Here is a 26,504-nt window from a genome sequence, read left to right as displayed (position 1 = left end):
ACTGCCGCCGCACGCCGGCGTCTGGTCTCGCGGCGGAGCGGAGCCGACGTTCTACAATGCCGCATGCCGATGCTCCGCGCGTGTTCGCTCGCTGTCCTGCTCACCCTGGCCCAATTTCCGCCGCCCGCCACCGACACGCCGGCCCACCTCGCGCCCGCATGGCTCGATCCCTACCGCGACGCGGCCAGCCGGCTCACCGGCGAGGCGCTGTCGTCGGACTTCGCGTGGCAGCGGCTCGCGCTGCTCGGCGACACGTTCGGCAACCGGCTCAGCGGCTCGCCCAATCTCGAGGCGGCGATCACGTGGGCGGTCGAAGAGATGCAGAAGGACGGACTCGAGAACGTCCACACCGAGCCGGTGAAGGTGCCGCACTGGGTGCGCGGTCACGAGAGCCTGGAGATCGCCGGCCCGATTCCGCAGCCGCTCGTCATCCTTGGCCTCGGCAACAGCGTCGGCACGCCGGCAAACGGGATGGACGCCGAACTGCTGATCGTGCACAGCTTCGAAGAGCTCGACGCCGCTGCCGGCCGTGTCAAAGGGAAGATCGTCCTCTTCAACGTGCCCTTCACCAACTACGGCGAGACGGTGCGGTTCCGCACCACCGGCCCGTCACGGGCCGGGGCGCTCGGCGCGGTTGCGGCGCTCGTCCGGGCCGTCGGGCCGGCCGGCCTGCGCACGCCGCACACCGGAACGCTCACCTACGCCGCCGGGCAGCCGCAAATCCCTGCCGCCGCCCTCACCGTCGAGGACACCGCCCGCCTGCAGCGGATCGTCGACCGCGGCACGACAGTCCGCCTGAAACTGCTCATGGAGGCGCACTTCCTTCCCGACGCCGATTCGTTCAACGTAATCGGCGAGCTGCGCGGGCGCGAGCGGCCGGACGAAATCGTCACGATCGGCGGCCACTTCGATTCGTGGGACGTCGGCACGGGCTCGACCGACGATGGCGGCGGCTGCGTGGTCACTTGGGAAGCGCTGCGCATGATGAAGAAGCTGAATCTGCGTCCGCGCCGCACCGTCCGCGTCGTGCTCTGGACCAACGAGGAGAACGGCACGCGCGGCGGCAACGCCTACCGCGATCAGCACGCCGCCGAGCTCCCCAACCACGTCGCGATGCTCGAATCCGACGGCGGCGTGTTCCGGCCGCTCGGCTTCGGCTTCACGGGCAGCGAACGGGCGCGCGCGACCCTGCGCGAAATCGCCACGCTGCTGGCGGCGATGCACGCCGATTCGATCGGCGCGGCAGGCGGCGGCTCCGACATCGAGCCGAGCGTGCAGCAGGCCGGCATCCCGTCGCTGTCGCTCGAAGTGGACGGCAACTACTTCCTCATCCATCACACGCCGGCGGACACGATCGACAAGATCGATCCGCTCGACGTGTCTCGTTCGGCGGCCGCAGTCGCGGTGATGACCTACGTGATCGCGGAGATGCCCGAGCGCCTGCGCTGAGCACGCCGGCCGGACGGGCCGCCGATCACGAACCGGGGTTCTTGACCGTGTAGAGCAGGTAGTCGGCGCGGGTGAGGCCGTCGGCATCCGGACGCTCGCGATCGAGATCGTCCACCGGGACGACGCTGACGATGGCGATGCGGCGGCCCGGCAGGCGCCGCCGCGCCGCGGCGGCGGTACCCTCGGCATAGTCACTGTGAAACGCGCCGTTGACGTGGACGATCGTCGCGTGCGTCGAGGCGTGCTGCTCGAACGCGCTGGCGATCGACTCTCCCATCGTCTCGTCCTTCAGGCACTGCGCGAAGTAGAAGCGATCGTTCTTCAGCCGGAGATCGGCGGCCTGGGGATCGCCGGCGGACGGATGACCGCCCATCGCCTCGAGGAAGCGCTCGTAGTACGTCCCGGCCGTCGGGCACGACAGCTCGCGCGCCGCGAACGGACGCTCGGCGCCGAGCGCGTCGACGACACCGAGACCGCTGCGCGACACGTCGGTCGCGATGTGGCGCGGCACGTCCGAGGCCACGATCGGGAGGTGATGCGCGCGCGCGAACTCGACGATCGGCCGGTAGTCGGTCTGATACCGCGGCCACGGACGGGCGCCTTCGAGAAACTGCTCCTCGGTGATCGACCCGGCCAGGTAGCGGTCGAGCACCGGCTGCACGTCCCGCTCGAACATCTCCATGGCGATCACGAGCGGCACGCGCCGCCGGATCAGCCCCTCGAGGATGGCCAGCTCCAGCCGATGCGTGTTCGCATCGTCGTGCTGTTCGCCGACGAAGACGACGTCGGCACGGGCGAGATCGGCCAGCATGCTCTCGAAGTCGCCAAACCCCTTCTGCTGCGTGTCGTAGACGCGCTGGGGCACGTACGAGAGGAGCGCCGCCGGCGGCGTCGGCGCCGGCTGGACCAGAGCGGATACGAGCGCGGCGAACGCGCAAGGGAGCATGCTGGAATTGTTCGCCGGCTGCGACACGCTGTCAACGCCGGCCTGCTGAAGACGCTCCGGGGATGCCGTCGGCTCCTCTACGAGATCGGGACGGACGCGGCGCCGACGATCCTCCGGGATCGTGCTTCCTGGACGAGGGCGACGACGTGCAGCCGATCGCGCTGCCAGCCGGCCGGGATCGACGCAAACCTCGCGGCGCTGGACATCCGCCGCACGACGGCGTCGTGGTGCAGCGTCCGGCCGCCGTTCTCGCCGCGGGTGACCGTCGACGCGAGTCCGTCCTCGGTCAGCAGGAACAGTGTCTGTAGCGATTCCTTCACCTCGGGCGGCACACCCGTGACGTCGGCGTGCGCGACGATGGCGTCCCCTTCCAGACGGGCCGACAACGCGACGGCGGCGTGCGGGCGCTGCGCGGCCCGGGCGATCGTGCGCATCAGGCCGGCGCCGTCGCTGCCCACGAGCTCGTCGCGGCCGTCGACCACCGCTTGCGGCGTGTAGACGCGGTCCTCGCCGAAGATGCGGCCGTACCCCTGCTGGCGCGCGGTCGCGTCGCCGAGCGATGCCGGATCCTTCCAGCCAAGCTGATCCCAGTAGGTGACGTGCATGCCGAGAGGGATGATCTGCGCCCCGGCGACGGGCTGCTCACGCGCGAGCCGGCTGAGCACGGCGTCGGCCGGCGGACAGCTCGAGCATCCCTCTGAGGTGAACAGCTCCACCACGACAGGGACGCGCGCCGGATCGGCCTGAGCCGACGGAGCCAGCGCAAACAGCACGGCGAAGACGAGCACTCTCCCCATCTCACCCCCGCCTGGTGGCTTCCACGTCGATCGTGATCTTGACCTCGTCGCTGACGGCCGGCGCCGCTTCGACCATCATGTTGTAGGACAGCCCGAAGTCCTTGCGATTGATGGTGGTGGTCGCGCTGGCGCCGATCCGCAGCGCGGGGCCTTGCTTGATCGCCGGCGAGGGGCCTTCGACGTCGAGCGTCACTTCCTTCGTCACGCCGTGAATGGTGAGGAGACCGACCAGCTTGAACGCGCCGGCGGTCCCGGCGATGACGCGGGTCGACTTGAAGGTGGCGGTCGGGAATTTCGAGGTCTCGAACAGGCCGTCCGCCGATCGCAGATCGCGGTCGCGCGCCTGACTGCCGGTGTCGATTCCGTTGACGTCGATCGACACGTCGGCCTTGATGCTTTGAATCGACGTGCCGTCGTACTCGATGGTCCCTTTCACCGGCCCAAGCGTGCCCCGCACGGTCGACATCAATAGATGCCGGACACTGAAGCCGGCGGCGCTGTGGTTGGTGTCGATCGTCCAGGATCCTGGCGCCTGAGTGCGGGCCAGCGCCGGCACGCTCAGCGCCGCCACGGCCGCGAGCACCATCGTCAATCTCCGCATCGGTGAATCTCTCCTCGTGTCTGTCTCCGTCATTCGATGCGACACGGTCACACGCCCGGGCGTTTCACCCGGATCCGCAGGTTGATCATCTCGACGAACACCGAGAACCCCATCGCAAAATAGATGTAGCCCTTGGGAATGTGCTGATCGAAGCCTTCGAGCAGGAGCGACAGCCCGATCAACAGCAGGAAGCTCAAGGCCAGAATCTTCACGGTCGGGTGGCGGTTGACGAACGTGCTGATCGGCCCCGCCGCGACCAGCATGATCAGCACCGAGACGACCACCGCGACCACCATCACCCACAATTCGTCGACCATGCCGACCGCTGTGATCACCGAATCGAGGGAGAAGACGATGTCGAGCAGCGCGATCTGGGTCAGCACGTAACCGAACGACACCGCTCGTGCGCCTGCCCCGGCGTCGACGTCCCCCTCGAGGCGTGCATGGATCTCGTGCGTGCTCTTGAACAGCAGAAAGAGCCCTCCCAGTATCAGGATCAGATCACGGCCGGACAGCGCCTGCCCGGCAATCGTCACCCACGGCGCGGTCAGCTTGACCACCCAGGAGAGGGAGAACAGGAGGAGGATCCGGGTCCCCATCGCCAGCAGCAGCCCGAGCCGCCGGGCCGACGCCTGGCGCGCGGCAGGCAGCCGGGACGACAGGATGGAAATGAAGATGATGTTGTCGACGCCCAGCACGATCTCGAGGAACGTGAGCGTGGCGAGGGCGACCAGGGTTTCGGCTGTCATGTCGATGCGCTTACGCCGGATCGGTCACGTGCCGGGGACCCGAGGCGGGCCGTTGGAACTCGGTCAGCAGGACCACTGCCAGGCCAGTCAGAATCGCGACGTCGGCCACGTTGAACACGCCGGTCCGCAGCGGACCGACGCCGACGCTGAGGAAGTCGACCACTTTGCCATGGGCCAGCCGATCGATCCAGTTGGACACGCCGCCGGCGAGAAAGAGCGTGGCGCCGAGCAGATAGAGGCGGTTGCCGCGCGCGCGGACGAGCCCGATCAGCCCCGCGACGAGCAGGGCGCCGGTGGCGCCGACGAATACGCCAGTCCGCCACCGCGGCGGGAGGTCCGAGCCCAGACTCAGGAACCCGCCGGTGTTCTCGGCGTAGACGACGCGGAGCGTGCCCCCGAGAAACGTCAGGTCCGCCGCCCCGGCCAGGTTCTCGACGGCGATCCGCTTGGTGACCCGATCGCAGCCGACGGTCGCCGCCAGCACGGCGACAAGCAGCATCGGCGTCAAGGTCCGGCGGAATAGCTCAACCATCGGTTCGAGTATGGCACGCACGAAGGAACCCCCTACACGCCGAAGCGCTCGGGATCCCAGACGAGGCCCAACTCCGACGGCGGTGCCATGTAGCCAGCGAGCGCGGACGCTGCCACGACGGCGGGGCTTGCGAGATAGCCTTCGCCACCGAACCCCATGCGGTTCTGCCAGTTGCGGTTGAAGGAGGTGATGGCGCGCTGGCCGGCGGTCAACGCGTCCGGGCCCTGCCCGAAGCAGGGACCGCACCACGACTGGCGGATCTCGCCGCCCACCGCGCGGAAGACCGCCGCAATCGATTCTCCGTCCAATCGCGCGTCGGGCTGCTCGATCTGGCGCGCGACGCCGCCCGATCCCGGGAAGATCCTCAACTCGCGATCGACCGTCCTGATGCCCTTGCCCCGCGCCGCGCGCAGCACGAGCGCCGCCTGCAGCAGGTCGTCGTAGCCGCCGTTGGTGCACGAGCCGATCATCGCCTTGTCGAAGGTGATCCGCTCACGCGCCACCTCCTCGGCCGGAAAGGCGTTGCCCGGACTGAATGGCTTGGCGATCATCGGCCGCACGTCCGACAGGCTCAACGTCTCGTCGATCGCGTAGCGCGCCGCCGCACCCGGCGCGATCCGCGGATACGGAAGCTCGGTGACGCCCTTGGCGCGATACCAGGCGTAGGTCGTCTCGTCGGGCGCGAAGATCCCGTTCAGCGCCTCGGCCTCCGCCATCATGTTCGCGATCGTGTTGCGATAGGCGATCGGCAGCTGCCGCGCGGGGTCGACGAGCTCCACCGACATACCCTCCGACTGCTTGGCGCCCCAGCGGCGCAGCAGCTCGAGCACGATGTCCTTGCCACTGACCCACGGCTGCAGCGTGCCGGAGAAGACCACGCGCCGCGCCCTGGCGAGCGTGACGTAGACGTAGCCTGTCGCCCAGCCGAAGCCGAGCGTCGTCGAGCCGACGCCGATGCCGACCGCGCCGTAGGCACCGTAGGCGCGGCTGTGCGAGTCGGCGCCGGGGATGAACTGCCCCGGCATCACCAGGCCCTGTTCGGGGAAATAGAAGTGGAAGATGCCGTCGCCGGGTGTCGCGTAGTACGGCTTCTCCATCGCCTGCGCAGCGGCGAACTGCCGCCCGATCGAGGTCTGCTTGTCGTCGGCGGCGCTGCCGGTGAACACGAAGTGATCGTTGGCGATCGCCGCCTGGCGCGGGAAAATCGTGTTGCCGCCGGTGATCTGGTTGAACGTGTGAATCGCAAACGGGGCGGTGCCGTCGGACGCCGGCAGCAGATCGGCGTAGACGCGCAGCGTCGTCCCCGGCTGGAGATCGGCGGCGCGGAGGCGCTTGTCCACCCGGTGCGCGAACACGATCTGCTCGGTCGTCGTCAGGCCGCGCGCCGACTCCGGGTCCGCCCAGTCGAGCGACGGCGCCGTTTCGATCGAGCCGGCGAACTCGCGGCGGCCGACCGCGAAGATGCCGCCGCCGCGGCGGATCTCCTCTTCCTTGGGCGAGAGCGGGACCGGATCGTACGAGCGCCCCTGGCTGACGTTGGTCAGCCGGCGCGTCGCCGTGTCGAAGGTGAACTCGTCGCCGTCCCGCGCGTCGGCCACCGCCTCGGGACTCTGCACGACGTGCAGACCGAGGTTGAAGGCATTGCGCCGGAAGATGTCGCCCATGTTGTGGCCGCAGACGACGACCATCTCCAGGCCGGCCTCCTCGGCGACCCCCTTCAGACCGGCCGGACTCATCTCGCGCGACGAGCCGATGGCAAATCGATCGCCCGCGATCACGAACGTCTCGCCGCGGTGGACGCGCGCGCGGAAGTCCGGCATCAGATGGCGGAAGGATCCCGCTTTCCACCGCTCGTCGAGCGTCGCGAGGCTCTCTGAGACGCAATCGGCCGCCGGCGTGATCTGATCGGTGTCGATGGCATCGAGCTTCCTGGGCGAAGGCGACCGGGGGTCCCAGAAAATCAGCGCGCGCCCGCGGAGCAGGCGGTCGGCCCCCCCGCTGGCAGCCTCGCCGCCGTGATCGGGCGTCTTCGGGACCGATACGCCCGGCTTGAGCCGTGCCGCTTCAATCCTGTGCATTCCCCGATCATAGCCAAGACAGGACACGACTGGCAGCGGCGGATACCGCGGGAAGCGCTCGTCCGTCTTCGAGCGCTCGCAACGGTAGAAGGTCGAGCCGCGGTCGTTCGCCACGACCGCCGCGTGCCGGCACGACCCGCAAAGCCCCGCCCTCACCACATTCTACCTTCCCACATTTCCACATTTCCAAATTTCCAAACTATCATTGGACATGTTCACTTCGGACGCCGTGACCCGCGGCATCAAGGTTCACGTCGAATCCGAATACGCCCCGGACAAGTCGCAGCCGTCGCAGAAGCAGTGGTTCTTCCTCTACACGATTACGATTACGAACGAAGGGGCCGAGGCGGCGCAGCTGATGACCCGGCACTGGATCATCACCGACGGGACGGGCCGCGTCGAGGAAGTGCGCGGCCCCGGGGTGGTCGGCAAGCAGCCGGTGCTGGCGCCGGGCGAGTCCTTCAGCTACACGTCAGGGTGCCCGCTGGAGACGCCGTTCGGCATGATGGAGGGCACCTACCAGATGGTCACGCGGAGCGGCGAGCCCTTCGACGCGAAGATCGCGCCGTTCACGCTGTCGGAGCCCTACACCGTTCACTGAAATCCGGCGCGCGGACACCCACCCGCTGCGAGGTCGGATAATTCTGGACATGCCCGCGGCCGTCCGATGATTCCCGCACACGCCCTGCTGAACGCCTACGCCAGCGGCTGGTTTCCGATGGCCGCCACCCCGGGCGACATCCGCTGGTACTCACCCGATCCGCGCGGCATCATCCCGCTCGACACGTTTCACGTGCCCTCACGCCTGACCCGCACGCTCCGCAGCCGCGGCTTCGAGATTCGCGTCGACACCGCCTTCCGCGACGTCATCGAGGCCTGCGCCGCGCGGCGCGACGACGACGGCAACTGGATCGATGCGGAGATCGTCGAGAGCTACTGCGCGCTGCACGACAAGGGATTCGCCCACTCGATGGAGACGTGGCGCGACGGCCAGCTCGCCGGCGGCCTCTACGGCGTCGCACTCGGCGGCGCATTCTTCGGCGAGTCGATGTTCCACCGTGTGACCGATGCGTCGAAGGCCGCCCTGGTGGCGCTCGTCGAACACCTGCGCCGGCGCGGCTTCGTCCTGCTCGACACGCAGTGGGTGACCGACCATCTGGTGCAGTTCGGGGCGATCGAAGTGCCGCGCCGACGCTACCTCCGGCTCCTCGACGAGGCGCTCGCGGCGGGGGTCACGTTCGGCGCCCGTTGAGGGAGTGGCGCAGGACGCCGTAGTAGGATCGAAGGCGTTTCCCTTTGTGCACCTTGCCTGTATGACCGAACCCCGGTGGATGCCCGCGTCGGTGCGGGCGCTCCGTCACTACTCGTGGGCGGCGCTGGCGGCCGATCTCGGCGCGGGGATGACGGTCGGCCTCGTCGCCTTGCCGCTGGCGATGGCGTTCGCGATCGCCTCGGGGCTGTCCCCCGAATCTGGCATCTACTGCGCGGTGGTCACAGGTTTCCTGATCTCTGCGCTCGGCGGCTCGCGCTTTCAAATCGGCGGCCCGACCGGCGCCTTCGTCGTCGTCGTAGCGGGCATCGTCGCCCAGTACGGCGTCGACGGGCTGTTCATGTGCACGATGATGGCGGGCGTACTACTGGTGATCCTGGGCGTCACCGGCATGGGCTCCGCCATCAGATACCTGCCGCGCCCGGTCGTCATCGGGTTCACCAACGGCATCGCGGTCCTTATCGCGAGCACGCAGATCCGTGATTTCTTCGGCCTTCACCTCGACAAGGTGCCGTCGGATTTCTCGGCCCGGATCGGCGCACTGGCGCACGCCGCCGGCACGGTGTCGGTCGATTCAGCCGCGCTCGGCGCCGCGGCGCTCGTACTGATGATCCTGCTCCGGCGCGTCGTCCCGCGCGTACCCGGCGCGATCGTCGTGCTCCTGCTCGGGACGGTCGCCGCACTGGCGTTCCATCTGCCCGTTGACACAATCGGCGCGCGCTTCGGCGGCATTCCCTCGGGCCTGCCGCACGTGCACATCCCAAGGTTTCATCCCGAGATGCTCCCCACGCTGCTGCGGCCAGCGATCACGGTGGCGCTGCTCGGCGCCATCGAATCGCTGCTGTCGGCGGTCGTCGCCGATCGGATGGGCGGCGATCGCCATAACCCCAACGTGGAACTGACGGCGCAGGGCATCGCCAACATCGTGTCGCCGCTTTTCGGCGGGCTGCCGGCGACCGGCGCAATCGCGCGAACGGCGACCAATATCCGATCGGGCGCGCGAACGCCCGTCTCCGGCATGATTCACGCGCTGACGCTGCTGGTGGTGCTCGTGTCGGCCGCGCCGCTCGCGCGGTTCATTCCGATGCCCATCCTGGCGGCGATCCTGCTCATGGTGGCGTGGAACATGGGCGAGTGGCACGAGATCCCGAAGCTGCTCCGGTTGACCCGGACCGACGTCGCCGTCTGGGCCGTGACGCTCGGCCTGACGGTCTTCGCCGACCTGACCATCGCGGTGGAAGTCGGGATGGTGCTGGCGGGTTTGACGTTCATCCGCCGCATCGCCGTGACCACGAAGATCACGAGTGTCACGCCGGATTTCGTCGAGGGCGGGAGGGTTCATCTCCTCCAGGACAAGGTCATTCCGCCCTACGTTGCGCTCTTCAAGATCCACGGACCGCTGCTGTTCGGCGCGGCCGACAACCTGTCGGCGATCGTCGAACATCTCGACACGCTGCCGCGGGTCGTCATCCTGCGCCTGCGCTACATGACGGCCATCGACGGCACCGGCCTGCGGGCGCTCGAGGATCTGTCGGATCACCTCCGCGTCTCCGGCCGGACTCTAATCCTGTGCGGCGCGCGCGAACAGCCCGCGGCCGTGATGCGGCACGCGCGCTTCCACGAGCACGTCGGTGACCGCAACATCTGCCTCAACATCGATGCCGCCCTGCGCCGCGCGTCGGAGATTCATACCCCCAGGGCGGCGTAGACACGACGCATCGCGGCCGCCGACCCCGCCATCGCCGGCAACCGAGAGACGAGAGAACAGGACCTACGTTTTCGCCACGTACTCCGGCGGCGGCTGGACGGTCGGCAGCGGGGTCGGGCCCGCGTCGGGACGGCCGCTGCCGCCAAGCCGGCTGATCGCCCGCACCGTCATCTCGTGGTCGCAGACGATCTGGCAGGACAAGCGAACCCCCGTCAATCCGCGTGCGTTCAGCACGTGCTTCTCGGCGGCCGTCATCATCTCGGGCTCACCCGCGATGAACTCGACACGGCACGTCGTGCAGCGGGCGTTGCCCCCGCAGGCGTGCAGCACGTCGACCTTGACGTCCTGCTCGATCGCCAGGACGAGTCGCTTTCCCGGCTCGACCTCGACGGGCGCGAACCCCTCGACCGTAATCTTCGGCATCTGTGCAGTCTCCTCCCTGCTACGCGTAGCGCGTTCGTATCGTCGGAATCAGGTATTCACTGAAGGCGCGCTCGACATCGTACTTCGGCGCAAAGCCCCAGTCGCCGCGCGCCGCGCTGTCGTCGACGTCGGCGGGCCAGGTATCGAGGATCGCCTGGCGCTTGGCGTCGGTCTTCCAGGTGATGTGCGCGTGCGGAAACGCCCTGGCGACGACCCGCTGCATCTCCTCGGCCGACGGATTGAACGCGCCGACGTTGTAAGACGTGCGCCGCAGGCGGCCGCGCGGCGCCGCGGCCAACGCCAGCAGCGCCTCGACGCCGTCGGGCATCGCCATGAACGGGATGCGCGTGTCCTGGCGCACGAAGCACTCGTAGGGCTCCCCTTTCGCCGCCGCGTGGATCATTTCAGGCGCGTAGTCCGACGTGCCGCCCGACGGCGTGGTGATCGCCGAGATCAGCCCCGGGAACCGGACGCAGCGAAAATCGACCTTGCCGCTCGTCGGCTCGGCCGCCAGCTGCTTGTAGTGGTGCGCGTAATAGTCGCCGAGCAGCTCGCAATAGAGCTTGTTGCAGCCGTACATCGTCGTCGGGTGCAGGTATTCGTCCTCGCTTACCCTGCCGGCGCGCGCCTTGGCCGACGCGTCCGGCAGTCCGTAGGCGGCAATCGACGACGGATACACGAACACGACCGGGCGGCCGTGCGATTCCGCTTCGTGCTGCGCGAACTCGAGCAGGCTCAGGGTACCCTCGACGTTCACTTCGTGTGCGGCGATTGGCGTGAACTCGGATCGCGTCGAGAGCAGCGCGGCGAGATGGAACACGAGGTCGACTTCGAACTCGGCCATCAGCCGCTCGAGCAGCGGCCGGTCTGTGATCGAGCCGGTGATCTCGCGATCGACCTTGCGCGCGATGCCCGGCTCGAGGCGCGAGATGTCGATGGTGACGATGCGGCGGTCGCCGCGCTCGGCGAACCGGTCGACGAGGCTGTGGCCGATCTCGCCGCCCGCGCCGGTGATGACGACGACCGGTTTGCGCATTCAGCGATTCGCCAGATAGTGCACGAGCGGCGGCAGGGAAATTGCCAGCGAGACACCGACCGCCAGGACAGTCGCGACCAGACAGACGGCGGCGCCGATGAAATGGTCCATGCGCTCGCGCTTGAGCGGGTCGAGCCACGTGCTCGCCAGGAACCCGCCGACGAATCCGCCGAGGTGAGCCGAGTTGTCGACGCCGCCGACGAAGAACCCGAACAGAAAGAGCACGATCGCGTAGGTCATCGCCTGCGAATAGACCTGCCGGCTGCCGCCGCGCCGCCCGTAGTGCACGAGCGCGCCGAGCAGGCCGAAGATCGGCGCCGACGCGCCGACGGTGTAGCCGGCGCCGCGGAGGAACGGCAGCGACCACGCCGGGTGCGCGCCAAGAAAGGAGCTGAGAAAGAATCCGGCGACCGACGCAATCGTGTAGATGACGATCATGCGCGCTTCGCCGTAGATGTCGGCGACGCCCGGCCCGAGCTGACGGACCCACATCATGTTGAACAGGATGTGCAGCGCTCCCGCGTGCAGCCAGCCGGCGCTCAACAGCGTCCACCAGCGCCCGTCGACGAACACCGGGTAGGCACCGGCGGCACCGAGCGCGTCGGAGGCGAATTGATTGGGCCCGAGCAACGTGAAGACGTTGCCCTGCATCAGGTTGCCGCCGCTCAGAATCGTCAGCAGGAGCGCCAGCGTATAGAGTCCCGCGCAGCCGTAGACGATGACGGTCGTGAATCCGAAGTCGTTGCCGAACCGGCGCAGCACGGGGCCGAAGCCCCACAACCCGGGATTACGGCGACCGCAGGAGTAGCACCGATCGTCCTTGACCCCGACCAGCGAGCCGCACGACGCGCACACCACCGAGCCGGTCTTCTGCCGGAACATCACCAGAAGTCTATGTGGAAATGTGGGAATGTGGAAATGTAGGAGACGATGCGGGTCCTCGTCACCGGCGGCACCGGCTATCTCGGGTCGGCGATCGCGCGCGCGCTGCAGCGCGCGGGACACGAGGCGGTGGTGTTCGCGCGCTCGGCCGTGGCGCCGGGCATCGCCGGCGACGTGCGCGACACCCGCGCCGTGACGGCCGCTGCCGCCGGCGCCGGCGCGATCGTCCACACGGCCGCGCTCGTGTCGGCGTGGCGACGCAGCGTGTCCGAATTCGACGCGGTCAACGTCGGCGGCCTCCAGTCGGTTCTCGCCGCGGCACGCGCCCACCGGATCGGACGCATCGTCTACACGTCATCGTTCCTCGCGCTGCCGCCGGCCGGACAGCCTCAGGCGCTCACCGCCAATGACTATCAGCGCACCAAGGTCGCGGCCCGTGACGTGGCGCGGCGCGCCGCAGCCGACGGGCTGCCGGTCGTCACGCTCTATCCGGGCGTCGTCTACGGTCCCGGACCCGCGACGGAAGGCAATCTCGTCGGCCGTCTGATGCGCGATCACCTGCAGGGCCGACTGCCCGTCCTCGTCGGACCCGAACACACCTGGTCGTTCGCGTTCGTCGACGACGTGGCGGATGCGCACGTCGCGGCGGTCGCGCACGCGAGTCCGGCGCGCGAATACGCCGTCGGCGGCGTCAACGCGCCGCAGCGGGCGATCTACGAGTTCGTCCGCGACCGCCGCGGGCGTGCAATTCCGCCACGCGTGCCGTACGCGATTGCGACGGCATCGGCGCTGGCCTGCGAGCTGTGGACCCGGCTCGGCGGTGCACCTCCGCTCTTGACGCGCGGCATCGTCGAGATCTTCCGCCGTGACTGGCCGCTCGATTCGCGCGAGGCGCAGCGGGATCTGGGGCTCCGCCTCCAGCCGCTGGCCGAAGGATTCGACCGCACGCTGGCGGCTCTGCCGTAGACCGGAACGGGGGTTGCAGCCCTGGTCGGTGCGTCCTGCGGAGGCTGCCGACAAGGTCCGATTCCGATGTCCGTCTGCCCGTTCTGTGGGGTGATCACCCCGACCCCGCACGAGAATCAGCTGGGGTGTCTCGAGGCCCTGGCGGCCGAAATTGCCCGGCTGCGCCACGTGCTCGAACACTCCCAACCGGCCCCCGCACCGGTCCACTTCAACCCCCCCGAAGACGGGCCGGACGACAACTAACCTCCGGACGCAAAGCCCGTCTAATCACTCGGATGCCGCTTACGGACACCGCCGCCGTGGCCCTGGCCAGGGACGGAGACAGCGACGCCTTCCGGGGACTGGTCGAACGCCATTCGCGGGCGATCTTCCGGCTGGCGCAGCGGATGACCGGCAACCCCCAGGACGCCGAGGACGTGGTTCAGGAAACGTTCCTCAAGGCATACCGGCAGTTGGGCCGGTTCGAGTCGCGCGCCAACTTCGGGACGTGGCTCCATCGCATCGCAGTTAACTGCTCGATTGACTTGATACGCAGCCGCAAGCATCAGGAGACGGGACATGACGCAGCCGATCTCGACCTCTTCGACGGCGCCGACGACCGGCTCGATCCGTCTCCGGAGCGGCTCATGTTGAGCGCCGAAGTCCAGGCGCGGGTGAGCCGCGCGATGGAGGGACTGACCGCGATGGAGCGCGCCGCCTTCGTGCTGCGGCACTTCGAAGGCCACTCAATCGAGGAAATCAGCCGGTCGCTGGGGCTGAAGGCCAACGCGGCCAAACACAGCATCTTCCGAGCCGTGCGCAAGATGCGCCTCGCGCTCGAGCCCTTTGTCGAGAGTTAGTCCGATGACCGAAACACTGCACCTGACCGACGACGATCTCGTCCTGCACTACTACGGCGAAATGGCGCCTGACGAGGACCCACGTGCCCAGTCGCATCTCGCCACCTGCGAGACCTGTCAGGCCGGCTACACCAGGCTGCAGCGGGTCATGGCGATCGTCGACAGCGCGCCGGCGGCCGACGCGCCGGAGGGCTTCGAGCGGACGGCGTGGGCGCGGCTCGAACCGAACCTGCCGCGCCACGGGCGTGGCTGGCTGCCGGGCTTCGTCTTCTCGCCGGCGCGCCTCGCCTTCGCCGCCGCCGTGCTGATGCTGGTCGGCGCGGCGTTCATGGCCGGACGGCTGATGCCGCGCGCGGAGCCGGCGCGGCTGGCGAGCGCCGCCAACCCGCCGGACATGCGCGAAGCGGTGCTGCTCGCCGATCTCGACGAGCACCTCGATCGCTCGCAGCGGATGCTCGTCGAAGTGGCGATGACCGACGACCACGCGGGCACGGTGGACATGTCGCTCGAGCAGGGCCGCGCCGCACAACTCGTCGCGGCCAACCGGCTATACCGGCAGACGGCGGCGTCGACGGGCGACGCCAGCATGGCGGCGCTGCTCGACGATCTCGAGCGGGTGCTGGTCGACATCGCCGCCAGTCCGAAGGAAATGACCCAGGAGGACCTCGACTCGGTGCGGCGCCGCATCGACTCGAAGGAACTGGTGTTCAAGGTTCGAGTGATGGCCTCGCAGGTGCGCGCGCGCCAGCAGAAGGCCGTTCGGATTCGGAGTTCTCAGTTGGTAGTGGGCAGTTAGCAGGGACGCATATGACACACAACACATTGACATTTACCCTGGCGGCAGCGCTGCTGGCCGCGGGAAGCGCGTCGGCCCAGTCAGTCGATCGCGCCGTACAGATCGCGCAGGAACGCGCCGCCGCGGCGGCCGGGATCGGGGCGTCGCCGCAACCGGCCGAGGCCCTGGCGGCGGCGCAGGCCGCGCTCGACGCGATGGGCGCCACCGCCTGGAACCAGGGCTTTGGGGAACGCACCTCGGCGCAGCGCGCCGCCGAGGACGCAGCGCGCGAGAAGGAGCGGGCCCAGCGCGATCGCGATCGCGAAGGCTCGTACTACGAGCAGGGACAGAGCGCGCTGGATGCGGCCCGCTGGGATCGCGCGGTCAGCGCGTTCGACCGCGTCGTCGAGCTGAAGGGCACCAAGGCCGACGCCGCGCTCTACTGGAAAGCCTACGCGCAGAACAAGCAGGGACAGCGCGCCGAAGCGCTCACCACGATCACCGCGCTGACCAGAGACTACGCGAAGAGCCGCTATCTCGCCGACGCGCGGGCGCTCGAGGTCGAGGTCAAGGCCAATTCAGGCCAGGGAGTCGATCCCAAAGCGGAGAGCGACGAAGAGCTGAAGCTCTACGCGATCAACTCGCTGCAGAACAGCGACGAGGCGATCCCCGTGCTGCAGAAGCTGCTGCAGGGCACCAGCTCGCCGCGGGTGAAAGCGCGCGCGCTGTTCGTGCTCGCGCAGAGCAACTCGGCGGCGGCGCGTGAGGTGCTGATCGGCATCGCGAAGGGCGGCGCCAATCCAGACCTGCAGCTGCGGGCGGTGCAGTATCTGGGGGTGCACGGCGGCAAGGAGAATCGCGCCGCCCTCGCCGACGTCTACGCTGCCTCATCGGACGTCGATCTGAAGAAGCGGATCCTCAACGCCTTCATGGTGGCCGGCGACAAGGAGCGCCTGCTGCAGGCGGCGCAAAGCGAGCAGAACGGCGAGCTGCGCGCGGCCGCCGTTCAGCAGCTCGGCACCATGGGCGCCAGCGACGAGCTGTGGTCTCTCTATCAGAAGGAGTCGACCGTCGAGGTCAAGAAGAGCGTCATCCGCGCGATGTTCGTCGGCGGCAACGCCACCCGGCTCACCGACATCGCCAAGTCGGACACGAATCCTGAGCTGCGCCTGCTCGCGGTCCGCAATCTCGGCGTCATGGGCAGCAAGCGCAGCGCCGACACGCTCGTCGAGATCTACGGCAGCGACAAGGACCCCGAGGTGAAGAAGGCGGTCGTCAACGGTCTCTTCGTCGGCGGCAACGCGGACCAGCTCGTCGCCCTGGCGCGCAAGGAGCCGGACCCGGCGATGAAGAAGGAGATCGTCGCCAGGCTCTCGAACATGCGCTCGAAGGCCGCGACCGACTACCTGCTCGAGATCCTCAACAAGTAGGACCACGGCCATGCGCGCAACGACCATCGCGCTCTTCTGCCTGATCCCCGCCGTCGCCGTCGCCCACGGCGCGGCGGCTCAGAACCCGGCCATCCTCAACGGTCGCCTGGACACCCAGGCGGCCGGCACGCTCGCGCCGACGTTCCAGCGGCTCGTCGCCGCCCAGACCGAGCCGGCGTGGATCGGTTACCGCGTGCCGACCCAGACCGGCGGCAACCGACAGTCCTGCTGCTACGGCGACACCTGGGTCAACGGCGACGTCGTGATCAGCAACGGCCGGCTGGCTACCTGCGGCCTCGAGCCCGGCGATCGCGCCACGCGGACGGTGCAGGGACAGCCAGTCGCCAACCAGGGGCCGATTCACCTCGAAGGCCCCGACACGATGGTGGTGCTCTACCGTGTCGAGAACACGGCAGTCGATCGCGTGCGCATCTTCTCCCCCGACTGCGAGCTCGACGCCGGCGGGCGCGCCATCCACTGGCTCGAGGGCGTCGACCCGGCCGAATCGGTGAAGCTGCTGACCTCGCTCGCGAGCGGCGCCGACCGCTTCCGCAGCGGCGCGATGGCGGCGCTCGCCATGCACCGCGACGAGATCGCCGTGCCGGCGCTGCTCTCGCTGGCGCGTCAGGATCCGAACGCGAAGGTGCGCGGCGACGCGCTGTTCTGGCTTTCGCAGACGGCCGGACGGAAAGTGGCGGCCGACATCACCGCCGCGATCGACAACGATCCCGACACCGACGTCAAGAAACGCGCGGTCTTCGCGCTCAGCCAGCTGCCGAAGGACGAAGGCGTGCCGCTGCTCATCAACGTGGCCAAGACGAACCGGAACCCCGCCGTCCGCAAGCAGGCGATGTTCTGGCTCGGCCAGTCGAAGGACCCGCGCGCCCTGCAATTCTTCGAGCAGGTGCTCGGAAAATAGCACTCAATCGACCGCGGGCCCTGGAGCACGGTCAGTGCACGCCGTGGCTCGTGGTCAACGCCGCGGGATCGGCCCCGAGACGGCGGATCGCGGTCTCCCACATCGCGCCGGCGGCGACGTCGAAGACGAGATCGAGATCCACCTCGCCCATCAGCCACGCCGACTGCGCGAGCTCGTCGTCGAGCTGCCCCGGGCCCCAGCCCGCATAGCCGGCGAGGACGCGCGCGCGCGGCGCCGGCCGTGTCTCGAGGACTTCGCGCAGCAGCGTCTGCGACGTCGAAAGATAGAGGCCGTCGCGGATGGTCTTGAATTCGGCGCGCGGCTCATCGCCGACCAGGATCCAGCCGCGCTGCGGCTCGACCGGGCCGCCGATCCAGAGCGGCATCCCGTTGTTGCCGACGACGGGAGGTTCGAGCCGGACCATCTCGCTGGCTGGCGCCTTCGTCGGGCGGTTCAGCACCAGTCCGAACGCCCCGTCCGGGTTGTATTCGCACAGCAGGACGACCGTCCGCGCGAAATTGGGATCCTGGAGCTGCGGCATCGACAGCAGCAGCGTCGTCGTGAACGTGTCCGGCATCATGTCTCCTTGCGCGACAGCTCGCGCGCGACCCGCGCGAGATCGGCGACGAATCGGGCCATCTCCGCGCGCCGCGTGCGGTCGTCCGGCGCCCGAAGAATCGACGAAGGGTGGACGGTGGCGGTGACGCGGGGCGCGAGCGGCGACGGCACGAACGACCCGCGCCCGATCGACACCTTGAAGCCCCTGCCGAGGAGTGCCTGCGCCGCCGTCGCTCCCAGGCAGACCAGCACCCGCGGCTTCACCAGCGCAATCTCCGTCTCCAGCCACGGGCGGCACGCGGCAATCTCGGCGGTGTTCGGCTTGAGGTGAATCCGCCGCTTGCCGCGCGGCTCCCACTTGAAGTGCTTGACGACGTTGGTGACGTAGACGCGGCGGCGATCGATGCCGGCTTCCGCGAGCGCGCGATCGAGGAGCCGGCCGGCCGGCCCGACGAACGGATGGCCGGCGAGGTCCTCGGCGTCGCCCGGCTGCTCGCCCACCATCATCACGCCGGCTCTCGACGGCCCTTCGCCGAACACCGTCTGCGTCGCGCGCCGATAGAGATCGCAGGCGCGACAGCCCGCTGCCGCATCGCGTACGCCGCCAAGGCTCAATCGCTCTGGCAGCAGATCGGCGACAGGCGGATCGCCAGCCTTGCTGCTCGGCTTCTTCGGCACCCCGGCGCGCACCGATCCGCGACTCCGGCCGGCGGCCCCCTTTGTCGCGCCCCGTGTCTTCCGCTCAGCCATCGCCGAGCTCCAGCGCCCAATGCACGTGTTCTGCGACCATCGGATCCTGACAGACCGGCTCATCGACTTCCCGGAGCGCGGTCAGCGCCTCGGCATCGCCGGTGGCGCCCGCGCACACGGCGACGTTCCTGCGCAGACGCCGCACGCCGGTGCGCGTCATCGCGGTGCCCTTGAGCGCGTGGCGCAGCTCCGCGTCCGGCGTCCGCCACAGCGCCGCCAGCGACGGACCGTCGAACACGGCGCGCGGCAGCCACGGCGTGGCGGCCGCCGCTGGCTCCGCCGGCTGCGCGTTCCACGGACACACCTCCTGACAGACGTCACAGCCGTAGACGTGCCGCCCAAGCGCTTCACGCTGATGGATCGGAAGGGCGTCCTTCACCTCGATCGTCAGGTACGACAGGCACTGGGTCGCGTCGAGGACGTAGGGCTCGACGAGCGCGCCGGTTGGACAGGAATCGAGACACAGACGGCAGGTGCCGCACTGGTCGAGCGCGGGGGCGTCCGGCTCGAGCGGCAGGCTGCAGAGGATCTCCGACAGAAAGAGCCAGGATCCCAGCTCCGGATTGATCAGGCAGGTGTTGCGGCCGATCCATCCGAGGCCGGCGTACTGGGCGTAGACGCGCTCCTGCACCGGTCCGGTGTCGACGTACGTCCGGGTCTCGAAATCGGCGCCGGCCTCCGCCTGCATCCACTCGACGAGGGCGGTCATCCGCGCCTGGATGACGTCGTGGTAGTCATCACCCCACGCGTAGCGGGCGATCATCGCGGCGCCCGGATCGGCGACCTCCGTCGAATACGGCCGGTCTGTGTTGTAGATCGTACCCAGACAGATGACGGATCGCGCCGACGGCATCACCGCGCGGACGTCCTCCCGGCGGTCCGCGGAGCGTTCGAGATACCGCATCTCTCCCGCATAGCCGCGGTCGAGCCATTGCCGCAGGAACGCCAACTCCCTGAAGGCCCCGGCCGCCGCGACGCCGCAGACGTCGAAGCCCAGCTCGGCTGCGCGTGCCTTGATTTCCGCCGTGGTCACAAATCGATTATAAGGAGCGGATGCGCGCCTCGATGCTGATCGCAGCGATTGCGACCGCCCTGGCACCCGCCACGGTCCACGCGCAAGACGACTATGCGGCGGTGCTCCTGCAATACCTCTCGGGTGACGCCGACGCCGCGATCGAGCGACTGCTGACGCTCCCATACGCCGAGATCGGCGCTGGGGTGCAGGCGTTCGACGAAACCCGCGCACCCAGAATCCTGACCGGGGCAGCGGCGATGCACACCGAGGCCGCGCTGCGGCGCGGGGAGGAACTCGGCGGACAGTACCATCTGCGGATCGCGACAGCCCTCGTCGAGTTCGGCGACGGCGCGCGCGGCACGCCGAACACCACCGTCAGGATTCAGCCCAGGCACGCCATGCCGGTGTCGGTCGAGTTCCGCCGCTTGTGGTACTGCACGATCGTCAACAGGTTCGAGGCGGGCGCGATGCTGCCCGACGCCGACAGGTATCTGGCGCGCGCGCTGATCCTCTTTCCCGACAACGCGGAACTCCAGCTGCTCGCCGGCGTCGCCGCGGAAATGCACGCGGCACCGCGCATCTCGGCCGGGAGCGCCGGCGATCGCCGGCGCGGGCTCGAACAAGCGGAGCAACACTACCGCAACGTCCTCGCGCAGGAGCCCGACCGCCTCGAAGCCCGCCTGCGGCTCGGACGTGTCCTGGTGGAACGCGACAGACCCGCCGAGGCGCGCCCGCTTCTGCAGCCGCTGACCACCGCGGCAGACGATCGCCTGGCCTATCTCGCGGGACTGTTCCTCGGCGGCATCGAGGAGCGCGGCCACCACGACGAGGAGGCCTCCGCCTGCTATGAACGGGCGGCAGCGCGCCTGCCGCTCGCGCAGACGGCGCTCCTCTCGGCGAGCGAACTGCACCACCGGCGCGGCGATCGCCAGTGGGCGGCCGAGGCCGTGTCGGCCGCCGCGGGCGCCCGCAACGAGTTCGACCCGTGGTGGACGTACCTCTTCGGCGAGTACTGGCGCGCCGATCTGCTGATCGCCACAGTCCGGACCAAGAGACACGCGTGACGCGGGCCGTCCTCATCGCCTGCGCGCTCGGCGCGCTGCTCCCCCTCTCTGCCGCCGCCCAGAAGACCTTCAAGAGCGGCGTCGATCTCGTCCGTGTCGACGCGCTCGTCACTGAGGGCCGGAAGCCGATCGCCGGCCTGACCGCCGCCGATTTCGAACTGCGCGACAACGGCGTCGTCCAGACGATCGATTCGGCCGCGCTCGAGTCGCTCCCGCTGTCGGTCATCTTCGTGCTCGACACGAGCGGCAGCGTCGCCGGCAGCAAGATGGCGAACCTGAGCACGGCGGTCGATTTGATCCTCGACGGACTGCGCGAGGGAGACAGCGCGGCGCTCGTCACCTTCTCGCATCGCATCTGGGTGCGAACGCCGCTTCAGGCCGATTTCAAGAACCTGCGATCGCTGATGGCCTCGGCCGAGGCGCAGGGGGGAACCGCGCTTTACGACGCCCTCTACGCCGCGCTGGCAATCAGCGACGTGCAGGACTCGCGTCCGCTGCTCATCGCCTTCAGCGACGGGCTCGACAACATGAGCTGGATGCCTGCCGACGTGGTCGAGCGAGCGTCGCGGCGCGCCAACGCGGTGATCTACGGCGTTGCGGTGGCGGCGACCCTCGGGCCGACCCCCGTCTACGTGCGGGGCCAGACCGAATTCCTCGACGCCGTCGCCCTGTCGACGGGCGGCCGCGTGATCAAGGCCGACACGACCGGCAACCTGCCGGCGGCGTTCGACGAGATCCTGCGCGAGTTCCGGACCCGTTACCTCATCACGTACTCTCCGCACGGCGTCGGGACGGCGGGCTGGCACAATATCTCGGTCAAAGTGAAAGGACGCAACGCCGACGTGAAGGCGCGCGCGGGATACCAGCTGTGATGTGGAAATCGGGCGATTTTCGACTGTGGACGTGTGTTGTCGTGTGCGCGGCCGGCGCCCTGATTGGGGCAGCGCCGCAGACGGAGGGCGACTACCGGGCGGCGGTCGAGCAGTTCGCGCACGCGCCCAGCGACGCGATCACGCGGATGCTGGCGATGCCAGCGGACGCGGTCGCCGAAAGCGTGCGTCAGGCCACCCGGACCGGCACCGACTGGAAAGCCGACGAGCTCGACCGCGCCCTCCTGATGCATGGCGACGCGGCGATCACGCTGTCGCTGGCCCACAGCCCCGATGCCGACCGGCAAGTGGCGATGGCGGGCGAGATCGCGGCAGCCGCCGCCGGGCTGGCGGGCAACGAGTGGTTCGTGCACCGCTGGTACAAGGCGTTCACCGCGCGCGTCTCGGCGCCCACGCTCGCCGATCGCTGGCGTCAGCAGCCGTGGTATCGCGTGGCCAGTGGGATCGATCGCGGGCGCGTGCTCGAAGCCAGTGCCGCCGGTTACGGCGCCAGGCTCGACACCACCGTGTTCGAGCCGTCGGAGTTCGTGGAGGCGACGTCGCTCTTCGAACGGGGCCTTGCCGCCCACCTGACGGTCGCTGCCGTACACCTCGGACACATCCAGATGCTGCGCGGCAACGATCGCGAGGCGAAGCGGCTCTTCGAGCTGGCGGCCGGCGACAAGGGATCACGGGTCAATCGCTATCTTGGCGAGCTCTTCCTGGGATCGATGCTCGAACGCGACGACACCCTCATCGCTGAACGGCATTACCGGGCCGCGCTCGCCGCCCTTCCACACGCCCAGTCCGGCCGCTTCGCGCTCGCGGCGCTGCTGGCGAGCACTGGACGTGACGCCGGCGCGCGCCGCAGCGTCGACACCGCCGGCGCACCGCCGTCCTTCGATCCGTGGTGGTCGTATTTCCATTTCACCGCTCGCGATCACGCCCTCGTCTTCGCGGAGCTGCACAGCGAGGTCTGCCAGTGATGCGGGCGGCCGGCGCGGCGCTGGCGATCGTCCTGCTCGCGCCCTGGGCTCCGGCGGCGCGCGTGCAGCGGTTCCGCAGCGCGGCCGACGCCGTTCGCGTCGACGCCCTCGTCCTCGATGGCCGGCGGCCGGTCGGCGGCCTCACCGCCGCCGACTTCGAGCTGCACGACAGCGGCGTGTTGCAGCAGATCGACGACATCCAGATCGTCGAGGTGCCGTTCAGCGTGCTGCTGGCGCTCGACACGAGCAGCAGCATGCAGCCGGGGCTGCCGCGTCTGCGCGACGCGGCGCACGCGGTGGTCGACGCGCTCAAGCCAGACGACCGGGCAGCGGTGTTGACCTTCAGCGAGGTGGTGTCGGCGCCGAGCGCCTGGTCGCCGTCGCGCGAGCCGGTCCTCGCCGCGATCGACCGGCTCTACGCGGACGGCTCGACCAGCCTCGCGGATGCCGCCTTCGCCGCAATGCTGCAGCGGGATCCGGAACCGGGCCGCCGCAACCTCCTCATCGTATTCACCGACGGCTCCGATACCTCGAGCTGGCTGCCCGACGACTCGGCGTTCGACTTGGCGGCGAAGTCCGACGTGGTTGTCTACTGTGTCGCGATCGACCAGACGAAGCCGGAAGCGCGGCGGCCGATGCAGGCCCGCTCGGGGATCCGGCTGGCCTGGAAGCAGCCGATCCTGCGTTCCGAGGATTTCCTGCGCGAGCTTGCCATCCGCACCGGCGGCGAGAGTCTCTCGGTCGACATCGCCAGCCTCCAGAAGACGTTCAGCCGCATCGTCGAAGACTTCCGCAGCCGCTACGTCCTCGCCTACACGCCGCGCGGCGTGCCCGAGAGCGGCTGGCACCCGATCGAGGTGCAGGTGAAGGACAAGCGCTACAAGGTGACGGCGCGCCGCGGCTACCAGCGATAGCGAGGCGGTACAAGAGGCGCGTCTTGGTGAAACGTGAGCGGCGTGGATCGGGGCTGACCTCGCGCCCCGCGTCCCTCGCTACTTCACCAGTTGCCGCAGCACGTAGGGCAGAATTCCGCCGTTGCGGTAAGCGACGAGCTCCTCTGGCGTATCGATGCGCGCCTGCGCGGTGAACTCGCAGACCTTGCCGTCGGCCGCGGTCGCGCGCACGGCTACGTCGCCCATCGGCTTCAGCGTCTCGGCCATGCCGACGATGTCGAACGATTCCCGGCCGGTGAGCTTCAGCGACGCGGCGTTCTGCCCCGGCTTGAATTCGAGCGGCAGGACGCCCATGTTGACCAGGTTGCTGCGGTGGATCCGCTCGAAGCTTTCGGCGAGCACCGCCTTGACGCCGAGCAGCAGCGTTCCCTTGGCGGCCCAGTCGCGCGACGAACCAGAGCCGTATTCCTTCCCGGCGATCACCAGCAGCGGCACGCCCGCGTCGCGATACTTCACCGACGCGTCGTAAATCGTCATCACCTCGTCCAGCGGCTGCAGCGCCGTCCAGCCCCCTTCGGTGCCCGGCGCGAGCTGGTTGCGCAGGCGGATGTTGGCGAAGGTGCCGCGCATCATCACCTCGTGATTGCCGCGCCGCGCTCCGTACGAGTTGAATTCGCGCGGCGGGACGCCGTGCTCGATCAGCCACTTCCCCGCCGGGCTGTCGGCGGGGATCGACCCTGCCGGCGAAATGTGATCCGTGGTGACGCTGTCGCCGAGGAGCGCCAGCACGCGCACGGCGCGCAGCTCCGTCTGCGCCGGCGGTTCCAGCGTCAGCCCCTCGAAGAACGGCGGGTTACGGATGTAGGTCGAATCGGCGTCCCAGTTGTAACGCTCGCCCTGCGGCACGTCGAGCGATCCCCACCGGCGATCGCCGGTGAAGACCTCGGCGTATTTCGATTTGAACATCTCGCGCTTGACCGACGAGAGCATCGCCTCCTGTATCTCGCGCTCGCTCGGCCAGAGGTCGCGGAGCATCACCGGCTGTCCGTCGGACCCGGTGCCGATCGGCTCGCTGGTCAGGTCGATCTGCATCTTCCCGGCGAGCGCGTAGGCCACGACCAGCGGCGGCGACGCCAGGTAATTGGCGCGCACCTGCGACTGGATGCGACCCTCGAAATTGCGGTTGCCCGACAGCACCGAGGCGACGACGAGGTTTCTGTCCTTGACGATCGACGACACCGGCTCGGGCAGCGGACCACTGTTGCCGATGCAGGTGGTGCAGCCGTAGCCGACCAGGTTGAACCCGAGCTCGGCCAGCGGCTCGAGCAGCCCGGCCGCTTGCAGGTACTCGGTCACGACCAGCGAGCCGGGCGCCAGACTCGGCTTCACCCAGGGTTTCGTCTTGAGCCCGCGGCGAAGGGCGTTGCGCGCCAGGAGACCGGCGCCGATCATCACGCTCGGGTTCGAGGTGTTCGTACAGCTGGTAATCGCGGCGACGACGACCGAGCCGTGATCGAGCCCCTCCATGCCGGGCACCGTCTCGGTGGCCGTCGCGACCGCGGCGGCCGCGGCAACCGGCGCCGTCTCGTGCGGCCGGGTCGCTTCGCCCGGCTTGTCGTGAGCCGCCGGCTTCGGCTTGCGCTCGGCCAGCATGATCTCGAGCGCCTGCTGGAAACTGACCTTGGCCTTGTTGAGCGAGACGCGATCCTGCGGGCGCTTCGGGCCGGCAATGCTCGGCTCGACGGTCGAGAGATCCATCTCGACGGTCTGCGTGTAGACCGGGTCGGGCGAATCGGCGGTGCGGAAGAGACCCTGCTCCTTCGCATATGCCTCGACGAGCGCCACCCGGTCTTCGTCGCGCGACGTCAGGCGCAGGTAGTCGAGCGTCATGTCGTCGATCGGACAGATCGCGATGGTGGCACCGTATTCGGGCGACATGTTGCCAAGCGTGGCGCGGTCTGCGATTGTCAGGAACTCGAGGCCGGGTCCGTAGAACTCGACGAACTTGCCGACGACGCCGAGCTTCCGCAGCCGCTCGGTGATCGTCAGTACCAGATCGGTGGCGGTCGCCCCTTCGGGCAGACGGCTGGTCAAACGGAAGCCGACCACCTGCGGGATCAGCATCGAGATCGGCTGGCCGAGCATCGCGGCCTCCGCCTCGATCCCGCCGACGCCCCATCCGACGACGCCGAGCCCGTTGACCATCGTCGTATGCGAGTCGGTGCCGACGAGCGTATCGGGATACGCGAGCGGCTCCCCCGTGCCTTCGCTGAACACGACACGCGCCAGGTACTCGAGGTTCACCTGGTGGACGATGCCGGTGTCGGGCGGCACGACCGCGAAGCTGCGGAACGCCGACTGCCCCCAGCGCAGGAACGCATAGCGCTCTTTGTTGCGCTGGAATTCGATCGCCGCGTTCAGCGACAGCGCGTGCGGCGAGCCGAACTCGTCGACCTGCACCGAGTGATCGATCACCAGCTCCGCCGGCAGCAGCGGGTTGATCTTGGTCGCGTCGCCGCCCAGGCGCTTCATCGCCTCGCGCATCGCCGCGAGGTCGACGACCGCCGGCACGCCGGTGAAATCTTGTAAGAGCACGCGGCTCGGCATGAAGGCGATCTCTTTCGACGGTTCGGCGTGCGCCTCCCACGCGCACAGGGTGCGGATGTCGGCCTCCTTGACCGTCCGCCCGTCCTCGGTGCGCAGCAGGTTCTCGAGCAGGATGCGCAGCGAGAACGGCAGCCGCCCCGGCGCCAGGCCGGCCTTTTCCAGGGCGGAGAGACGATGAATCTCGTATTCGCGGCTCCCGACTTTGAGGACTGACCGACTACCGAAGCTGTTCGCCATGTTGTGCATTCTTAGGTTCGCGCGGGCGCGATGTCGACAGGAAAACGGCACGAAGGGACACGCTTGTCGTCCCGGAAAAAATGGGGTTACCTGGCGGACATTCTCGATGATTGACGGAAAAAAGA

The 26,504-nt window shown here is 68.8% G+C and carries 26 protein-coding genes; 13 read left to right on the top strand and 13 right to left on the bottom strand.

Features of this window, described 5'->3' with window-relative positions:
* Nucleotides 1-63 precede the first annotated feature (63 nt).
* Nucleotides 64-1,449: a M20/M25/M40 family metallo-hydrolase gene (locus VGI12_20175; GenBank protein ID HEY2434997.1), complete on the top strand. Its 1,386-nt coding sequence runs from the start codon at nt 64-66 to the stop codon at nt 1,447-1,449.
* Nucleotides 1,450-1,474: 25 nt separating this feature from the next.
* On the opposite strand, the gene VGI12_20170 is transcribed toward VGI12_20175, so the two are convergent.
* From VGI12_20170 to VGI12_20145, 6 genes are all read right to left on the bottom strand, one after another.
* Nucleotides 1,475-2,395 (bottom strand): ChaN family lipoprotein, encoded by a 921-nt coding sequence (locus VGI12_20170; protein ID HEY2434996.1) that lies wholly within the window; start codon nt 2,393-2,395, stop codon nt 1,475-1,477.
* A gap of 77 nt (nt 2,396-2,472) precedes the next feature.
* Nucleotides 2,473-3,192: a DUF1223 domain-containing protein gene (locus VGI12_20165; protein ID HEY2434995.1), complete on the bottom strand. Its 720-nt coding sequence runs from the start codon at nt 3,190-3,192 to the stop codon at nt 2,473-2,475.
* 1 nt (nt 3,193) lies between these two features.
* Nucleotides 3,194-3,793 carry a YceI family protein gene (locus VGI12_20160; GenBank protein ID HEY2434994.1) on the bottom strand — a complete coding sequence of 200 codons (600 nt, stop codon included), beginning with the start codon at nt 3,791-3,793 and terminating at the stop codon, nt 3,194-3,196.
* 47 nt (nt 3,794-3,840) lie between these two features.
* Nucleotides 3,841-4,542, bottom strand: a complete 702-nt coding sequence (locus VGI12_20155) for a TerC family protein (protein HEY2434993.1) — start codon at nt 4,540-4,542, stop codon at nt 3,841-3,843.
* 10 nt (nt 4,543-4,552) lie between these two features.
* Complete coding sequence (locus VGI12_20150) at nt 4,553-5,074, bottom strand: signal peptidase II (protein ID HEY2434992.1); 522 nt, start codon at nt 5,072-5,074, stop codon at nt 4,553-4,555.
* 32 nt (nt 5,075-5,106) lie between these two features.
* Nucleotides 5,107-7,152 carry an aconitase family protein gene (locus tag VGI12_20145; GenBank protein HEY2434991.1) on the bottom strand — a complete coding sequence of 682 codons (2,046 nt, stop codon included), beginning with the start codon at nt 7,150-7,152 and terminating at the stop codon, nt 5,107-5,109.
* A 211-nt stretch (nt 7,153-7,363) separates the two neighbouring features.
* Between VGI12_20145 and apaG the strand changes: the two genes are divergently transcribed.
* From apaG to VGI12_20130, 3 genes are all read left to right on the top strand, one after another.
* Complete coding sequence (apaG, locus tag VGI12_20140; GenBank protein ID HEY2434990.1) at nt 7,364-7,753, top strand: Co2+/Mg2+ efflux protein ApaG; 390 nt, start codon at nt 7,364-7,366, stop codon at nt 7,751-7,753.
* A gap of 66 nt (nt 7,754-7,819) precedes the next feature.
* A complete protein-coding gene (gene aat / locus VGI12_20135) occupies nt 7,820-8,404 on the top strand; it encodes a leucyl/phenylalanyl-tRNA--protein transferase (GenBank protein HEY2434989.1) in 585 nt (194 codons plus the stop codon).
* Between the two features lie 61 nt (nt 8,405-8,465).
* The gene (locus VGI12_20130) at nt 8,466-10,130 is read left to right on the top strand and encodes a SulP family inorganic anion transporter (GenBank protein HEY2434988.1); all 1,665 of its coding nucleotides are present in this window, start codon (nt 8,466-8,468) and stop codon (nt 10,128-10,130) included.
* 63 nt (nt 10,131-10,193) lie between these two features.
* Here the strand turns inward: VGI12_20130 and VGI12_20125 are convergent, their stop codons facing one another.
* The 3 genes from VGI12_20125 to VGI12_20115 are packed head-to-tail and all read right to left on the bottom strand — an operon-like array spanning nt 10,194 to nt 12,471.
* Nucleotides 10,194-10,553, bottom strand: coding sequence for a 2Fe-2S iron-sulfur cluster-binding protein (locus tag VGI12_20125; GenBank protein ID HEY2434987.1), 360 nt, complete (start codon nt 10,551-10,553; stop codon nt 10,194-10,196).
* Nucleotides 10,554-10,572: 19 nt separating this feature from the next.
* Nucleotides 10,573-11,589 (bottom strand): NAD-dependent epimerase/dehydratase family protein, encoded by a 1,017-nt coding sequence (locus tag VGI12_20120; GenBank protein ID HEY2434986.1) that lies wholly within the window; start codon nt 11,587-11,589, stop codon nt 10,573-10,575.
* Complete coding sequence (locus VGI12_20115) at nt 11,590-12,471, bottom strand: rhomboid family intramembrane serine protease (protein ID HEY2434985.1); 882 nt, start codon at nt 12,469-12,471, stop codon at nt 11,590-11,592.
* Nucleotides 12,472-12,519: 48 nt separating this feature from the next.
* On the opposite strand from VGI12_20115, the gene VGI12_20110 reads away from it, so the two are divergent.
* The 5 genes from VGI12_20110 (at nt 12,520) to VGI12_20090 (ending at nt 17,400) form a co-directional block, all read left to right on the top strand.
* Nucleotides 12,520-13,437 (top strand): NAD-dependent epimerase/dehydratase family protein, encoded by a 918-nt coding sequence (locus VGI12_20110; protein ID HEY2434984.1) that lies wholly within the window; start codon nt 12,520-12,522, stop codon nt 13,435-13,437.
* Nucleotides 13,438-13,712: 275 nt separating this feature from the next.
* Complete coding sequence (locus VGI12_20105) at nt 13,713-14,276, top strand: sigma-70 family RNA polymerase sigma factor (GenBank protein HEY2434983.1); 564 nt, start codon at nt 13,713-13,715, stop codon at nt 14,274-14,276.
* Between the two features lie 4 nt (nt 14,277-14,280).
* Nucleotides 14,281-15,072: a hypothetical protein gene (locus VGI12_20100; protein ID HEY2434982.1), complete on the top strand. Its 792-nt coding sequence runs from the start codon at nt 14,281-14,283 to the stop codon at nt 15,070-15,072.
* 11 nt (nt 15,073-15,083) lie between these two features.
* Nucleotides 15,084-16,481: a HEAT repeat domain-containing protein gene (locus VGI12_20095; GenBank protein HEY2434981.1), complete on the top strand. Its 1,398-nt coding sequence runs from the start codon at nt 15,084-15,086 to the stop codon at nt 16,479-16,481.
* A gap of 10 nt (nt 16,482-16,491) precedes the next feature.
* Nucleotides 16,492-17,400, top strand: a complete 909-nt coding sequence (locus VGI12_20090) for a HEAT repeat domain-containing protein (GenBank protein ID HEY2434980.1) — start codon at nt 16,492-16,494, stop codon at nt 17,398-17,400.
* Between the two features lie 31 nt (nt 17,401-17,431).
* Here VGI12_20090 and VGI12_20085 read toward each other — a convergent pair whose 3' ends face one another.
* The 3 genes from VGI12_20085 to queG are packed head-to-tail and all read right to left on the bottom strand — an operon-like array spanning nt 17,432 to nt 19,741.
* On the bottom strand, nt 17,432-17,977 hold the full coding sequence (locus VGI12_20085) for a YqgE/AlgH family protein (GenBank protein HEY2434979.1): 546 nt from the start codon (nt 17,975-17,977) through the stop codon (nt 17,432-17,434).
* Entirely contained in the window at nt 17,977-18,708 is a 732-nt protein-coding gene (locus VGI12_20080; protein HEY2434978.1) for a UdgX family uracil-DNA binding protein, read from the bottom strand. The genes VGI12_20085 and VGI12_20080 overlap by 1 nt, the downstream gene beginning before the upstream one ends.
* Entirely contained in the window at nt 18,701-19,741 is a 1,041-nt protein-coding gene (queG, locus tag VGI12_20075; protein ID HEY2434977.1) for a tRNA epoxyqueuosine(34) reductase QueG, read from the bottom strand. The genes VGI12_20080 and queG overlap by 8 nt, the downstream gene beginning before the upstream one ends.
* A gap of 20 nt (nt 19,742-19,761) precedes the next feature.
* On the opposite strand from queG, the gene VGI12_20070 reads away from it, so the two are divergent.
* From VGI12_20070 to VGI12_20055, 4 genes are read left to right on the top strand one after another with little or no spacing between them, the layout of a single operon-like run.
* On the top strand, nt 19,762-20,787 hold the full coding sequence (locus VGI12_20070; protein ID HEY2434976.1) for a tetratricopeptide repeat protein: 1,026 nt from the start codon (nt 19,762-19,764) through the stop codon (nt 20,785-20,787).
* Nucleotides 20,784-21,659, top strand: a complete 876-nt coding sequence (locus VGI12_20065; protein ID HEY2434975.1) for a VWA domain-containing protein — start codon at nt 20,784-20,786, stop codon at nt 21,657-21,659. Before VGI12_20070 ends, VGI12_20065 begins: the two co-directional genes overlap by 4 nt.
* The gene (locus tag VGI12_20060; protein HEY2434974.1) at nt 21,659-22,642 is read left to right on the top strand and encodes a hypothetical protein; all 984 of its coding nucleotides are present in this window, start codon (nt 21,659-21,661) and stop codon (nt 22,640-22,642) included. The genes VGI12_20065 and VGI12_20060 overlap by 1 nt, the downstream gene beginning before the upstream one ends.
* A complete protein-coding gene (locus VGI12_20055) occupies nt 22,642-23,556 on the top strand; it encodes a VWA domain-containing protein (protein ID HEY2434973.1) in 915 nt (304 codons plus the stop codon). The genes VGI12_20060 and VGI12_20055 overlap by 1 nt, the downstream gene beginning before the upstream one ends.
* Before the next feature lie 78 nt (nt 23,557-23,634).
* Here the strand turns inward: VGI12_20055 and acnA are convergent, their stop codons facing one another.
* Nucleotides 23,635-26,379 (bottom strand): aconitate hydratase AcnA, encoded by a 2,745-nt coding sequence (gene acnA / locus VGI12_20050; protein HEY2434972.1) that lies wholly within the window; start codon nt 26,377-26,379, stop codon nt 23,635-23,637.
* Between the last annotated feature and the right edge of the window lie 125 nt (nt 26,380-26,504).

The sequence above is a fragment of the Vicinamibacterales bacterium genome (genome assembly GCA_036496585.1).
Taxonomy (GTDB): Bacteria; Acidobacteriota; Vicinamibacteria; order Vicinamibacterales; family 2-12-FULL-66-21; genus JAICSD01.
The sequence above is the reverse complement of the archived record's forward strand: the minus strand, read 5'-3'. Positions and strand labels throughout refer to the sequence as shown.

Bases quoted from the DNA above. Each gene is read 5' to 3' on its own strand.
- VGI12_20060 (HEY2434974.1), top strand. From the start codon at position 21,659: ATGTGGAAATCGGGCGATTTTCGACTGTGGACGTGTGTTGTCGTGTGC.
- VGI12_20055 (HEY2434973.1), top strand. From the start codon at position 22,642: ATGCGGGCGGCCGGCGCGGCGCTGGCGATCGTCCTGCTCGCGCCCTGG.
- VGI12_20150 (HEY2434992.1), bottom strand. From the start codon at position 5,074: ATGGTTGAGCTATTCCGCCGGACCTTGACGCCGATGCTGCTTGTCGCC.
- VGI12_20165 (HEY2434995.1), bottom strand. From the start codon at position 3,192: ATGGGGAGAGTGCTCGTCTTCGCCGTGCTGTTTGCGCTGGCTCCGTCG.
- VGI12_20090 (HEY2434980.1), top strand. From the start codon at position 16,492: ATGCGCGCAACGACCATCGCGCTCTTCTGCCTGATCCCCGCCGTCGCC.
- VGI12_20145 (HEY2434991.1), bottom strand. From the start codon at position 7,152: ATGCACAGGATTGAAGCGGCACGGCTCAAGCCGGGCGTATCGGTCCCG.
- VGI12_20110 (HEY2434984.1), top strand. From the start codon at position 12,520: ATGCGGGTCCTCGTCACCGGCGGCACCGGCTATCTCGGGTCGGCGATC.
- apaG (HEY2434990.1), top strand. From the start codon at position 7,364: ATGTTCACTTCGGACGCCGTGACCCGCGGCATCAAGGTTCACGTCGAA.
- VGI12_20100 (HEY2434982.1), top strand. From the start codon at position 14,281: ATGACCGAAACACTGCACCTGACCGACGACGATCTCGTCCTGCACTAC.
- VGI12_20105 (HEY2434983.1), top strand. From the start codon at position 13,713: ATGCCGCTTACGGACACCGCCGCCGTGGCCCTGGCCAGGGACGGAGAC.
- VGI12_20160 (HEY2434994.1), bottom strand. From the start codon at position 3,793: ATGCGGAGATTGACGATGGTGCTCGCGGCCGTGGCGGCGCTGAGCGTG.
- VGI12_20170 (HEY2434996.1), bottom strand. From the start codon at position 2,395: ATGCTCCCTTGCGCGTTCGCCGCGCTCGTATCCGCTCTGGTCCAGCCG.
- aat (HEY2434989.1), top strand. From the start codon at position 7,820: ATGATTCCCGCACACGCCCTGCTGAACGCCTACGCCAGCGGCTGGTTT.
- VGI12_20130 (HEY2434988.1), top strand. From the start codon at position 8,466: ATGACCGAACCCCGGTGGATGCCCGCGTCGGTGCGGGCGCTCCGTCAC.
- VGI12_20070 (HEY2434976.1), top strand. From the start codon at position 19,762: ATGCGCGCCTCGATGCTGATCGCAGCGATTGCGACCGCCCTGGCACCC.
- VGI12_20085 (HEY2434979.1), bottom strand. From the start codon at position 17,977: ATGCCGGACACGTTCACGACGACGCTGCTGCTGTCGATGCCGCAGCTC.
- acnA (HEY2434972.1), bottom strand. From the start codon at position 26,379: ATGGCGAACAGCTTCGGTAGTCGGTCAGTCCTCAAAGTCGGGAGCCGC.
- VGI12_20095 (HEY2434981.1), top strand. From the start codon at position 15,084: ATGACACACAACACATTGACATTTACCCTGGCGGCAGCGCTGCTGGCC.
- VGI12_20080 (HEY2434978.1), bottom strand. From the start codon at position 18,708: ATGGCTGAGCGGAAGACACGGGGCGCGACAAAGGGGGCCGCCGGCCGG.
- VGI12_20115 (HEY2434985.1), bottom strand. From the start codon at position 12,471: ATGTTCCGGCAGAAGACCGGCTCGGTGGTGTGCGCGTCGTGCGGCTCG.
- VGI12_20155 (HEY2434993.1), bottom strand. From the start codon at position 4,542: ATGACAGCCGAAACCCTGGTCGCCCTCGCCACGCTCACGTTCCTCGAG.
- VGI12_20125 (HEY2434987.1), bottom strand. From the start codon at position 10,553: ATGCCGAAGATTACGGTCGAGGGGTTCGCGCCCGTCGAGGTCGAGCCG.
- VGI12_20175 (HEY2434997.1), top strand. From the start codon at position 64: ATGCCGATGCTCCGCGCGTGTTCGCTCGCTGTCCTGCTCACCCTGGCC.
- VGI12_20120 (HEY2434986.1), bottom strand. From the start codon at position 11,589: ATGCGCAAACCGGTCGTCGTCATCACCGGCGCGGGCGGCGAGATCGGC.